Origin of the sequence: Ehrlichia ruminantium str. Welgevonden (genome assembly GCF_000026005.1) — a bacterium.
Taxonomy (GTDB): Bacteria; Pseudomonadota; Alphaproteobacteria; order Rickettsiales; family Anaplasmataceae; genus Ehrlichia; species Ehrlichia ruminantium.
The window spans coordinates 1,046,971-1,062,049 of sequence record NC_005295.2; the positions used below are offsets into that span (position 1 = coordinate 1,046,971).

Below are 15,079 nucleotides of genomic sequence, written 5' to 3' on the forward strand. Positions count from 1 at the left end.
GAATTAATAATATATCAAATTATATATAAATACCATATAACCTTTAAGTATTTCATTCCACTGTATTTATTACACACAACTTAAACTCTGTTATCAGATTACTTGCATTTAAACTAAAATTTAATATAAAAAAATATTATTGAATACTAATACTCAAGTTTAATATACGTTTCTAGACATAAATAATACATTTATAAAGTGAAAAAAACACCAAGTTTATCAACTACACTATAATTCAATATTAATATTTTATTAATAATTAATTGATGTAACACGATAAAATTTTCAATTTTATCTTCCACAAATACAATTTTAAGATAATATTACAAAACTTACAGCACATATAGTTTAATAGATTTATCAAATTCAAAAATAAAATATACCACTAGATATATTATTAGATAATTTAACAACATTACATAATAAGCTGTACCTTCAAAATCCATAAATTTTTACATATTAAACAACTCAATTTTATCAATATCAACTATTACAGACTAATTTAATAGCACATTACGATGATAATAAATTTAATTGATAAGAAAAATTCTCTGAATTTTTCTTATCTAATTAATATTTTCAACTCTAACCATCAAGGAAATCTGTAGATCAAAAAAACACATTTTTTAAAGATAAAATTTTAAGAAAAATAGAAGGTAATCCATAAAACAATATTTCCAACAGTTTTTAATATCCTACTAGTAAGATCCATTATAAATTTAGATTTTTTTGGATCCTATTATTGTCAAGTTCAATTTATTACAATACTTATGAGAAATTTATTGTACCATATCTACAATAACTTCATTTGGAACCCAATATTTATATTATAGAAAAAAATAAATACAACATTTCTAACCTTTTATTATTTAATACTTGTTAGCATGTATTTCTATATAAGTTGCCTATCTCTGAAAACCACCCAAAGGTTGACCTATCATATACTTGCTACATAACTTGAATTAATAGACTTTTGACAACTTCACAAAATTATTAGTTTTTTGGATTCTCTACATTATCAGGTAATGGTCTAGCTTGACCCTGCGACTGAGTATTTTGTGGACTATATTTAGGAACAATTTTACTCAAAATCTCATCTCTAGGACCAATACCACTAATCATACCATCAGTCATCACTAGTATTTTATCAACAGCATTTAATAATTGTACCTTATGAGTCATTATAAAAGTGGTAATACCACTTTTTTTCGCATAAAGTAATGCATTTATTAAACTTGCTTCTGAATTCCCATCTAGATTAGCATTTGGCTCATCAAGTACTAAAAGTTTTACATCACCATAAAACGCCCTTGCTAACCCTATCATTTGTTTTTGCCCTCCAGATAAAACCAGACCATTAGAACCAATTAAAGTATCATATCCATTAGGCAAACTTAAAATTAATTCATGTACACCAGCAATTTGCGCAGCTTTTATTACCTTACTTGGATCAGGATTTGGAATCATTCTTGCAATATTAACATTTACTGGAGCATTAAATAATTCAACATCCTGCGGAAGGTAACCAATATAACGTCCAAAATCTTCTCTATTCCACGTATAAACATCAGCTCCATCAAGTCTTACAACTCCTGCTATTGGTTTCCATACACCTACTAATAGTTTTGCTATAGTAGATTTTCCAGATGCACTAGGTCCTATAACACCAACAACATCTCCAACTTCTACTGCAAAAGATATACCTTTAATAGTAGGCTTATTACTACCATAAGGAGTAAAAAACACACGATCAAAAACTACCTTACCTTGAGGAATAGGTAAAGACATAGTTTGCTCTCTTTTAGGAGATGCTACAAGCAACATTTGTAATCTTTTATAAGATATACGAGCCGATATCAACATTTTCCATGTATTAATTGATGTCTCAAATGGTGCTAATGCTCTACCCATCAAAATTGATGAGGCAATAATTCCACCTGCAGTCTTATGTCCAAGTACTGCAAGAAATGCACCAATACCTATCACAGCTATTTGTAACACTGATCTAATGAACTTAGTTATACCAGAAATCAAATTAGAACGATTCTGTGCCTTAATTTGCATAGCCCTATTTTTATCATTTTTCTGTGCCCAATCATCTACAATATAATTAACCATACCCATAGCTTCCACTACTTCAGCATTACGAGTTGCAACATCGATTGAATTAATATTACGTATCCCTTCTTCGCTAGCTTCCTGCAATATCTTTTTCGTTGCTAATTCATTCCACACACCCATAGCAGTCAATAATACTATACCTACTATAGCAATATATCCTGTAACACTATGTATCATAAAAATAGTAACTAAGTACAATACTGCCCAAGGTGTATCAAACAATGAAAATATACCAAATCCAGTAATAAAACTTTTCACAACACCTAAATCACGAATTACTTCACCACTTGAAGTAGACGATTTTATAGAAGTGAGACTAATTGACTTCATAATAAGATCAGGAGTAACAACTTTATCTATCCAATCTCCAACTTTAGCCATAACCAAAGATCTACATATCTCTAATATTGCAGAACAGGCAAAAGCTATAATTGTAATAGCACTTAGCATAACAAGAGTTGAAACGCTACCACTTGTAAGAACTCTATCTAAAACTTGAGAAGTATAAAGTGGTAAAAATAACATTAACAGATTAATAGCAGAACTAAACCAAAAAATAAACCAAAATACACTTTTACACTTCTCCAGGCTAGTATACAGAACGCTTTTCTTTAGCTCTTTCATCGCCCGAAAGTTAAAATTTACACCGTCCACGGATTCCTCTAAACAATTAATTCACTATATACATAATTTAAACTTCCTTTATCTTAAATAAACAATACAGATATTTTATAAATTTTCATATAAATAATTTTCATTGAGACAAAGTTATACAATATGATATAGTACAGCGTATTCTTATATGCATATGAAAATGTTTAGTAATGCAGTATCGTTAATAATAATTTTAATTTTCACATCATTAACGTTAATATCATTAATATCTGGCGTAATACTAATGGCCATTGGTAATGAATTCTACATTAAACACAGAAACAAAATTATGATGGTTAGAATACTACTACAATTTATATCACTAATCCTAATAGCATTATTTTTTAGATAACACAATTTTTAACATGAATTTTAATACAAAACTAGTTGGGATTTTAAATTATACCCCAGACTCATTTTCCGATACAGGTAAATTTTTTACTGTAGAAAAAGCACTACAACAAGCTGAATATTTAATCAGTGGAGGAGCTGATATAATAGATGTAGGAGCAGAATCAACAAGACCTACATACCTATATAATAAACATGGTCATTGTACCGTATCTCAAGCTGAAGAATGGTATAGATTACAACAAATACTTCCACAAGTTATAACACTTGCTCATAGCAAGAATGTACAAGTCAGTATAGATACTCGAAATGCAAAAACTGCAGAAAAAGCACTAGAACTCAATATAGACTATATTAATGATGTAAGTGCACTATCAGATAATAATATGATTAATGTACTACAACAAAACAGTCTTACTAAGATTATTATTACTCATAATCTAGGTATACCTTTAACAAAAGGAAAAACAATTCCAGAAAATTCTAATCCGATAGAAGAAATTATCCTATGGGCAGAAAAATGTATAAAAAAATTAACACATGCAAACATTAGCAAAGATAGAATTATTATAGATCCAGGTATAGGATTTAGTAAAACTGCCACCCAATCACTATACATACTTAAAAACATCACAAAATTACAAACTTTAAACCATCCAATATATGTTGGTCACTCACGGAAATTTTGTCTATCTCTATGTACATCAAATAATCAAACTCTTGACAACGCTACATTAGCAGTATCAATATCTTTACTCCAAAAAGGTATAGATTTTATTAGAATACATAATGTTCATTTACATAGTGAAATATTTAATGTTCTAAAAAAAATATATTAGGCAGACCTTAGAAACTATGTATTTAAGCTTTTAACATAATCACAGCATTTGTAAGAGCAATATTTTTTTAGCACAATTTATATACTTTGAACTATTTAAATAACTAACCCATTACATCACAATAGTACTAGCAAGATACATAATATCAAAAAAAATACATGAAGTTGATCTTATATATTAAGTTTTCTAGTTTTTTAACATAACAACAATATTCATTTAGAACAAAACCTATTAAAATATATATTATACATTTTTACTTGTTAGAATCATAAGTTCATTATATAACAACATTATTAGTGAAATGTTTAATGTCCTAAAAAATATACTAAATTCATATTAGAGGCTATATGTTCAAGTCTTTAATGCTATAAGAGTATTTACCAAAATAGCATTTACTCAGACACATACCTTACATATTTTAACCTATTTATTAGGACAGTAAGTTCATTATATGACACAATTATTAAGGTAGTATTGCATTTATTTATAATAGTAGAGATTATGTAAATATCATCTTAACCTAAGTCTAAACTTTAATTCTTCATAATAGGAGTCTTACAATGAAATTCAAAACACAAATACTAGGTTGTTTTAACTTTACCCCTGATTCATTTTCAGATGGAGGACAGTTTTTTACTGTAGAAAAAGCAATCAAACAAACAGAACATTTAATCAATAGTGGAGCAGATATTATAGATGTTGGAGCAGAATCAGGAAAACCAAGATATATATATCAAGGAGATGAAACTCTAATTACACAAGAAGAAGAATGGAATAGACTAAAAACAATATTACCACAAATTGTAGAACTTGCTCACAGCCGCAATGTTAAAGTTAGTCTAGATACTAGAAATGCAAAAACTGCAGAAAAAGGATTGGCTTTAAATGTAGACTTCATTAATGATGCTACTGGAATATCAGATAGTAATATGATACCAGTATTATTAAATAGTTCTGCAAAAATTATAATCTCACATAACCTAGGCGTACCGTTAATAATGGGTCAATTTATACCAAAAGGTGTTAACCCAATAACTGAAATTAAGCAATGGCTTAAAGATAAAACTACAATGCTGATCAATGCAGGAATAAATAGAGATAGAATTATCGTTGACCCAGGTATAGGATGTGGGAAAAATGCAACACAATCATTATATATAATGAAAAATATAGATAAATTAAAGGAACTAAAGTATCCAATATGTCTTGGCCATTCTCGTAAATCTTGTCTTATGCAATTTGATCCAGAAGATAAAATACGTGATAACCCTACAGTAATAGCATCATCTGCTTTGTTTTATAAAAATATAGACTTTTTTAGAGTACACAATGCTGAAATACATAGTAAAGCATTTAAAGTTATAAAAACTATGTTTCAAATTACCTTAAAAGATGTATATGATTCTTTATAAATTAGTTGCTATATAGTAAAGTACTCATTAAATGTAAAGTAGTTTTACTTTAGTAAAAAAATATCTATTTGGAATAATATTCACACTATTGAATAAATTGTGTATAAACCATATATAAACACTCTTCAGGTATGGTAATGCTATGGGTGTTCATTTTTGGTGTTCATTTGCTGCAAACTTCAGATAATATATCAAGCTTATTAAATGGTGTGTTTTTTTGAAAGCTACTTCATATGTATATAATACCGTACTTAATATTACTTAACACTATATTTAGGATTCTAGATTAACAGTATTTTAGTAATGTAAAATACTCACATAACAATTTATATACGCTCACTTTACTTGATCATCTCTCCCCTGATTTTCTAGTATAAATACACATAGTAATAAATTTCAGTTATATTTTACAAATACCTCTGAAATTATATCTCAGTTATACGACGAAGTCATACCAATTTACAATAAAATTTTACAAAGATAAATCAACAATATTACTAACTAAAAAGGACTATTAATAACACTATAAGCTTATCATCATGTAATAATAAAGGTTAACTTCTAATAAAACAAATCATCATGCTGAATAAAAACATTACAAATCAATGTTTTCACCAGGTACATAAAAACTCTCCAAACTTAATTCACTTCTATGTAAAGAAGAAACATTATCCTGATGAAGCTTTTTATAACCTATAGAAACCAAAGTAACAGACACAATACCTAATATAGCAGATCCAACACACACACCAATGGATAAGTTTTTCATATCAACGACATTCATTATATTATTAACATGTAATAAAATAAACAATGATCCAAAAATACTAAACACTACCTGCATTAAAAAAAACATTAACGCAAAAGGCATAACTGAATTGATTTTAAGCTCACTTGTAACAGATAAGTAAGGCAACCCTTTTACCATTTTATTAGTGTAATACTTATGAATAGATCGAGAATAGCAATAAAGTACTATATGATTTATTAGTTTATCATAATTACTTGAGATATTAATCGTTACATCATTACTCTCAGGGGGAAAAAACTCACGAGATGCAAGAAGTTGTATAAATCTAAGATTTACTATACCTAATATAAGATCAGTACTGCAAAATCTCATCAACGTTTCTAAAGCAGAAGAATCCAAACTTAATTCCGAACAGATTGTACGAAATTCTTCAACAGATAGTAATTTACTTCTATCCAAGATATAAGAAATTTTCACACATCTACACATAGTACGCTTGATCCTTTCATTCCCTTTAAAACTTGGTATTACAATTCCTACCTGGATATACTTAGATTCACATTTTATCACTTTATCTAATAAACTACCGACACACCGCCTATATTCTTCCAGAATACTTTGAGATATACGTTGTTTCTTACTCCCCATATCAATATCAAATATTTTTAAAAGTACTTCTTTAATTAGTGCTTCCATTAAAACAGATTGTTCACAATTGACAAAATGCCCTCTAGCTTCTCTACCGTGATATCTTGGTATTTCATATTTAAGTTCATTTATCCTATCAACTAAATTCTGTAATTCTTTTTTTATTTCTTCATTTTTTTGTCTAGCAAAAAAATATGAAACTATTTCCATAGTACTTTCAATTAAATTATTTAATCCTACTTTCACTGCATGCACTTGATTTCTCCATTAATATTTTATTATTAAACTAGAATATTATAATAAATTTTATACTATACAACTTAAAATTGTAAAATAATATGTTTTTTTAGAATACTAAATGAGCAAATCTTACTTATCTTATATAAGTTAGTTATAACTTATGAACTACTATGTTAAATATATTTAACAATAAAAAGTCTGAACCAAATACCTACCGGTAATATTTCAATCACTCACAATATAAATGGAAATTCACTACACCTTGAAAAAAAATTTTCATTTTTTTTATTTTGAAGATTCAATACTAGTAGTTTATATTACTAGAAGCTTAATTCTTTAATTACATCATGCCAAAACGTACAGACATAGAATCAATACTGGTAATCGGAGCAGGTCCAATAGTCATAGGACAAGGATGCGAGTTTGATTACTCAGGTACTCAAGCTTGCAAAACATTAAAAAAAGAAGGTTATAGGATAATCTTGATCAATTCTAATCCCGCAACAATAATGACTGATCCAGAAATAGCTGATTCTACATATATTGAACCAATTACAACACATATTTTAGAAAAAATAATCATTAAAGAAAAACCAAGTGCTATACTTCCAACAGTCGGTGGACAAACTGCTTTGAATGCTGCAATAAGTCTTTGCAATACAGGAATATTGGAACAATATAACGTCAAGTTAATAGGAGCTACAAAAGAAGCAATAAAAAAAGCAGAAGACAGAAATCTATTTCGTCAAGCAATGGATAGAATAGGAGTTAAATATCCAAAAAGCATCATCATAAGAAGTGTAGATGAAATAAACTATGCCCTAGAATATATAGGACTACCAGCAATCATTAGACCATCATTTACACTAGGTGGTATAGGAGGAGGTATATCATATAATAAAGAAGAATTTCAAAAAAATATAGAATATGGACTAAATATCTCCCCAATATCAGAAGTTCAAGTAGATGAATCTATTATCGGATGGAAAGAATTCGAAATGGAAGTAATGAGAGATAATAAAGATAATTGTATTGTTGTCTGTTCTATAGAGAATCTTGACCCCATGGGAGTACACACAGGTGATAGCATAACAGTAGCGCCAGCACTAACTTTACGAGACGTAGAATATCAAAAAATGCGTGATATTTCTTTTTCCATTCTCAGAGAAATAGGAGTAGATACAGGTGGATCTAATGTACAGTTTGCAGTCAATCCAAAAAATAATGATATACTCGTTATAGAAATGAATCCAAGAGTTTCTAGATCATCAGCACTAGCATCAAAAGCAACTGGGTACCCAATAGCTAAAATCGCTGCTAAGCTTGCTGTAGGATATTCTTTAAATGAAATACAAAATGATTGTACACAAGCTATTCCTGCATCTTTTGAACCAAGTATAGATTATATAGTCACAAAAATCCCAAGATTTAATTTCGATAAATTTCGAGGAACAGATAAAGAGTTATCAACTTGCATGAAATCTGTAGGAGAAGTAATGGCACTTGGTAGATCATTTCCTGAATCATTACAAAAAGCACTATGTTCACTAGAAATTGGATGCTGTGGATTAAATGAATTTTTCGATGATAATGTTGAAATAGATCAAATCTACAACGCTCTTGTTAAGCTATCCCCTGAAAGAATCTTTATTATAGCAGATGCATTAAGACGTAATATAAGTATAGAAGAAATAAATAAAATAACAGGATACGATAAATGGTTTTTAATGCAAATTCAAAATATTATACATCACGAACAAGATATAAAAAAATATGGGTTACCAAAAGACGCAGAAAAGTTACTGCTTCTAAAAAAAATGGGATTCTCAGATGAAAGGTTAGCACACTTAAGTAATAATACTGTAGAATACATAGAACATTTCAGGAACTCATTATGTATAAAGCCTGTATACAAACATATAGATACATGTGCCGGAGAATTTGAAACTAGTACGTCATATATGTATAGCTGTTATGAGGGAAATACATTCAGTAAAACCGAATGTGAATCTTTTATAACAAATAATAAGAAAGTTATAATACTAGGAAGTGGTCCTAATCGTATTGGTCAAGGTATAGAGTTTGACTACACATGCGTACATGCAGCACATACTATTAAGGATATGGGATATGAATCTATAATGATAAACTGTAATCCAGAAACTGTATCCACTGATTATGATACCTCAAGTAAACTATACTTTTCCCCTCTCACTAGAGAACATGTTTTAGATATCATATATAAAGAACAAGAAACGTCCTCCTTATTAGGAGTCATTGTACAGTTTGGAGGACAAACTCCTTTAAAACTTGCAAAAGTGTTACATCAAAAAAACATTAGAATACTGGGAACATCCTTTGACTCTATTGACTTAGCTGAAGATAGGATGAAATTTCAACAATTACTTATGCAATTAAATATAAAACAACCACCTAATATTACATACAATTCCAAAGATGAACTACTTAAGAATATAGAAACATTAGATTTTCCTATATTAGTAAGACCATCTTATGTACTAGGCGGACAATCAATGTCAATTATACGCGATAATAATGCCTTACTTAATTACCTCACAATACATAAGAATATATTTGATCATGGTTCCCTATTATTAGATCAATTTTTAACAAATGCCGTTGAAGTTGATGTAGATGCTATTTGCGATGGAAAAGATACATACATTGCTGGCATAATGGAACATATAGAAGAAGCAGGCGTACATTCAGGTGATTCAGCGTGTTCTTTACCAGCTTATACATTAACAAAAGAAACAATAGACACTATAGCAAACTATACAAAAAAGATTTCATTAGCACTAAATGTACAAGGATTCATCAACATACAATATGCAATACATAACAATGAGATTTATATACTAGAAGTTAATCCTAGAGCTAGTAGAACTGTACCTTTCATTGCTAAGGCAACAGGTATTCCTATTGCAAAAATTGCTACTGAAATATTACTAGGAAAAAAACTTCCTAAAAATCTTGAAAGAAAATTTAATCATGTTGCTGTTAAAGAAGCAGTTTTTTCTTTTTCAAGGTTTCCTAACATAGATGTGCTACTAGGACCTGAAATGAAATCCACAGGTGAAGTGATGGGAATTGATCAGTCATTTGAAATAGCTTTTGCAAAAGCACAAATGGCCGCAGGGTATGAACTTCCAATAGAAGGAGCTGCTTTTATATCTGTTAAAGATTCAGATAAGCCATTAATTCTTGAAACAGCAAAAATACTAAAAGATATTGGTTTTACAATTTTTTCCACGACAGGTACATCTATATTTTTGAATAAAGCTGGCATAATAACACAGCATGTAAATAAAGTAAGAGAAGGTAGACCACATATACTCGACTTATTACAAGACGGAAAGATAAACTTAGTAATTAATACATCTGAAGGAATTAAATCATTTTCAGAAAGTAGCAGTATAAGAAAAACTGCACTAATCAAAAAAATCCCATACAGTACAACAATACCTGGAGCAAAAGCTATAGCATTAGCAATTAGAACTTTAAAAAAGCAAGGAGTTCAAGTAATACCTATGCAAGAATACATAATACAATAGAAAAAGCACATAAGCATAGAGGAATAAGTTTAATTGCTATACACTAATAAAAATATAAGACTTATAAAATCAGGGATGCTATCCTAAACAACTAAAGATATTCAATATATGACTCATCACAAATTCAAGGAATACATAGCATTATAGGGAAACAAAAGTTCTTAATCTTTACAAGCTAGAAAAATCTGTTTAATTTGCTATATACTATAAAAAGATATAAAAAAAAGTATAAAATCAGGAGTTCTATCTAAACAATTAAGGATATTCAATATATTATCCTTAACAAATTCAAGGAATACATAGCATTATAGGGAAACAAATCTTCTCAATCTTTACAAGATAGAAAAATCTGTTTAATTTGCTATATACTATAAAAAGATATAAAAAAAAGTATAAAATCAGGAGCTCTATCTAAACAATTAAGGATATTCAATATACTATCCTTAACAAATTCAAGGAATACATAGCATTATAGGGAAACAAATCTTCTCAATCTTTACAAGATAGAAAAATCTCTTTAATTTGCTATATACTATAAAAAGATATAAAAAAAAGTATAAAATCAGGAGTTCTATCTAAACAATTAAGGATATTCAATATACTATCCTTAACAAATTCAAGGAATACATAGCATTATAGGAAAACAAAAGTTCTTAATCTTTACAAGCAGAAAAATCTGTTTAATTTGCTATATACTATAAAAAGATATAAAAAAAAGTATAAAATCAGGAGTTCTATCTAAACAATTAAGGATATTCAATATATTACCCGAATAGGCAATAATATACATAAGTATAGCATAATAGAACACTAAACCCTGTAAAATAAGTATAAATATACCCAAGAATGAATAATCTGATAGTAACTCAAAATAATGTAAAATATATTTTAAAATTAGAACAACATCAATAACTAAGAATAGTTCATGTTATAACCTAAAATCATTATAACACTTAAATAAACAATAGATTTAGAATTACAAACATATAGAAAAATATTTTACAATTTATTTACAAAAAACTAAGTAATAAAAACTATAAAATCAATAATTAATATACTACAAACCAAACTGTAATAATACATAATAAAAAGTATAAAACATCATAAAATTAACATGCTTAATTAAAATCTAATTATAGTAACACTAATATTCAGTACTTTGATGTAATAATAACAACCTCACTAATATACAATAAATAATAATTTATAAAACTAACAGCAATTTTTAATATATACAGAATAAAATATAGAAGTTAATTAGTATTTTAACATATACAAAACTTAATTAAATCTATAATTATATTTAATAACACACAATAAAATTGCTAAACTAATATTACTATATCATATATTATCCTATTTCTATCTAATTGTAATGTTACAAGCAAACTTATCTTTTACATTACACATTAAATAATAATCACTAATATTATCAATATATTTAAATATTCTTATTTAAACTTATCATTTTCCAATTTATTCAAGTAATGAATTCAGTAAATGTTTAAATAAAGTCACAACATAAAAAATATTATAACATACTTTTTACGGGATATTATACACTAGAAACAAGTAAAATTGTATTCACTATCAAAATAGATTAGGTATTAAAATCAATTTTTAAACTATATAATAACATGTCCAATAAATAACTATTATTCTAAAATATCAACAAAACAAACATATCAAATGAATATTCATGGAATACTATAAAAATACCATAATTTACATAATTTAATACTGATTAACATATGTACTAATTTATAGATTATCAAATAACCAATTGATAATGTATTAATTAATATTTTTATGGATAATGATAAAAAACACAGCATCTATTTAAAATAATAAATAACACAAAAATTGTACTAAAATTTAACACTCTACTACAATCACCAATAATCGTGCTGATAAAGTACCCATCACGAACGCATTAGATAAATACTATCATCTGACAATTTAGTATAAAATACTACCTATTAATAGATATAAGAAAGAATTTCCAAAAACCACTAAAAAAGATGGAACAAATATATGTAGAAATAATTAGGACTATTCCAATAACTATCATATAAACTGTAAAATCTCAGGAATTATCTGCTAAATTTCATCATCTGACACTATTATACACATTACTAACAATATACAAAATAACCTGAGTGAAATTAGTACTTAGCTGCTATATACAATAGCTACATGATCCAAAAAAGCTTTCAAATAAAAAATCACCAATGAGATATTAAATAAACAACAACCCCAATTGTATGAAACTACAACTCTAAGAAATAACAATAGGCTAACAAATTTAACAAATGAAATGTACCTTGATAGACTTATACTATATATAATCAACCAATACCATATCGTGTACAAATAGACCTGTAAACGTACACAACAACACAAATAATGCCCATTGTCAAAAGAACTACAGTAAACAACATAAACACAAGATTATTTACAAATAGTTAAAAAACAACAAAAGAATACTTAAGCCTCTGTCTTATTAGACTTAAAGACATGACGCTCTAACCTTGCAATACGCTTTTTAAGTACCTTTAGCTCTTCTAGCAATTCTTGACTCTGAGTATAAGCTATACTATCATCAGCAGATCTTATACGTTTCATCTTGGAGTCCCCTTCAACTAAAGCTCCATTAGCCTCATTCTGAGCACTTGCTGCCATAACCCTTTCCTGAATTTTTACAACTGACTCAAACATCTGATCGAAGGTTTTACTGTCCCCAACTATTTCCTTTACTGTATCTATATACTGCTTTATTACACCCTTGTAATCTTCATCTGCCATAAAACTACTACACAAAATACTATAATTCTACTGATTATAACCATATAATGGAAGATGTCAATATTATTGCATAAAAGAAGTTTATACGATCTTAATAGCACACAATAATACATTAATTATCAGGATATATCATATTTTCAGGATTTATAATTTTATCAAATTCTTCTTCACTTATTAACTTTAACTTCATAGCAGCATCTTTTAAAGTGATACCTTCTTCAAAAGCAGTTTTTGATATTTTAGCTGCATTATCATAACCTATATATTTATTTAATGCTGTTACTAACATTAGAGACTGATTCAGTAAAAATGCAATACGTTTTGTATCAGCCCTTATTCCGTATATACACTTCTGTACAAAATTAACACTAACATCAGATAGTAATCTAATAGATTGTAAAATATTATAAATAATTACAGGTTTAAATGTATTCAATTCAAAATGACCATTTGATCCAGCAATACTAACAGTCATATTATTACCCATAACTTGAGCACATACCATAGTAACCGCCTCACATTGAGTAGGATTAACTTTCCCTGGCATGATAGATGATCCTGGCTCATTTGCAGGTAATATAATTTCCCCTATACCACACCTTGGACCAGAGCTCAGTAATCTAATATCATTAGCAATTTTCATCAAACTAACAGCAAGTACATTTAATGCACCACTAAACTCAACTAGTGCATCATGTGTAGCCAAAGCTTCAAACTTATTTACAGAAGAAACAAAATTAAAACCTGTAATTTTTTTTATTTCATTGGCAATATGAACATCAAACTGCTTCCTAGAATTAATACCAGTACCTACTGCAGTACCACCCTGTGCTAACTCAAGCAAATTACTTAATGCTGATTTGATTCTGCCAATGCCTTGTAAAATTTGATATGCATAACCAGAAAACTCTTGCCCTAAAGTTAGCGGAGTTGCATCTTGAAGATGAGTACGTCCCACTTTGACAATATTTTGAAATGCTATAGATTTACTATGTAATGCATCATATAAATTTTTAAGACTCGGTAATAAATAGTTTTCAGTTTCACTAACAGTAGCAATATGCATTGCTGTCGGAAAAGTATCATTTGAAGACTGAGAATAATTCACATGATCATTTGGATGAACTGGAACTTTACTACCCTTTTCACCACCTAAAATTTCAATCGCACGGTTTGCTATAACCTCATTAACATTCATATTAGTTTGAGTACCAGAACCAGTCTGCCATACTACCAGAGGAAATTCATTATCTAACTTACCATCTATAACCTCAGCAGCAGCATTACAAATTGCATTACCTATCACCTCATTTATATCACCATTTTTCATATTAACACGTGCTGCAGCTAATTTTACAATCCCCATAGCTCTTATCAAAGGTTTAGGCATTTTCTCTGAGCCAATTTTAAAATTATCAATAGAACGTTGTGTTTGTGCTCCCCAATAGTGACATGCTGGTACATTCACCTCTCCTAAACTATCTTTTTCTTTTCTCATAACTTTACTTAATCTTAGTTCCTATTCATAAAAGTTTATAATTCAGTTTCTCAAACATGTCTACTTATATAGCTGATCTGAATAAACAGATTAAAAAAATAGGTATACCATAAATATAAAATAATCATCTATACCCTATTCTCACCTATAATTTTAATTTCATACTATATATTCTGCAATTTCTA

7 protein-coding genes are annotated in these 15,079 nt (G+C 28.2%); 3 read left to right on the forward strand and 4 right to left on the reverse strand.

Annotation, left to right across the window (positions count from 1 at the left end; translation table 11 throughout):
- Nucleotides 1–993 precede the first annotated feature (993 nt).
- Nucleotides 994–2,775 (reverse strand): type I secretion system permease/ATPase, encoded by a 1,782-nt coding sequence (locus ERUM_RS03405; protein ID WP_011155308.1) that lies wholly within the window; start codon nt 2,773–2,775, stop codon nt 994–996.
- A gap of 365 nt (nt 2,776–3,140) precedes the next feature.
- Between ERUM_RS03405 and folP (ERUM_RS03410) the strand changes: the two genes are divergently transcribed.
- Complete coding sequence (gene folP, locus ERUM_RS03410) at nt 3,141–3,965, forward strand: dihydropteroate synthase (RefSeq protein ID WP_011155309.1); 825 nt, start codon at nt 3,141–3,143, stop codon at nt 3,963–3,965.
- A 560-nt stretch (nt 3,966–4,525) separates the two neighbouring features.
- On the forward strand, nt 4,526–5,377 hold the full coding sequence (gene folP / locus ERUM_RS03415) for a dihydropteroate synthase (protein ID WP_011155310.1): 852 nt from the start codon (nt 4,526–4,528) through the stop codon (nt 5,375–5,377).
- A 595-nt stretch (nt 5,378–5,972) separates the two neighbouring features.
- Here folP (ERUM_RS03415) and ERUM_RS03420 read toward each other — a convergent pair.
- The gene (locus ERUM_RS03420; RefSeq protein ID WP_011155311.1) at nt 5,973–7,031 is read right to left on the reverse strand and encodes a hypothetical protein; all 1,059 of its coding nucleotides are present in this window, start codon (nt 7,029–7,031) and stop codon (nt 5,973–5,975) included.
- A 332-nt stretch (nt 7,032–7,363) separates the two neighbouring features.
- Here ERUM_RS03420 and carB point away from each other — a divergent pair, with 332 nt between their 5' ends.
- Nucleotides 7,364–10,591: a carbamoyl-phosphate synthase large subunit gene (gene carB / locus ERUM_RS03425; protein WP_011155312.1), complete on the forward strand. Its 3,228-nt coding sequence runs from the start codon at nt 7,364–7,366 to the stop codon at nt 10,589–10,591.
- Nucleotides 10,592–13,078: 2,487 nt separating this feature from the next.
- Here carB and eplA read toward each other — a convergent pair.
- Entirely contained in the window at nt 13,079–13,396 is a 318-nt protein-coding gene (gene eplA, locus ERUM_RS03430) for an adhesin EplA (RefSeq protein ID WP_011155313.1), read from the reverse strand.
- A gap of 112 nt (nt 13,397–13,508) precedes the next feature.
- On the reverse strand, nt 13,509–14,894 hold the full coding sequence (fumC, locus tag ERUM_RS03435) for a class II fumarate hydratase (RefSeq protein ID WP_011155314.1): 1,386 nt from the start codon (nt 14,892–14,894) through the stop codon (nt 13,509–13,511).
- Nucleotides 14,895–15,079: the final 185 nt, after the last annotated feature.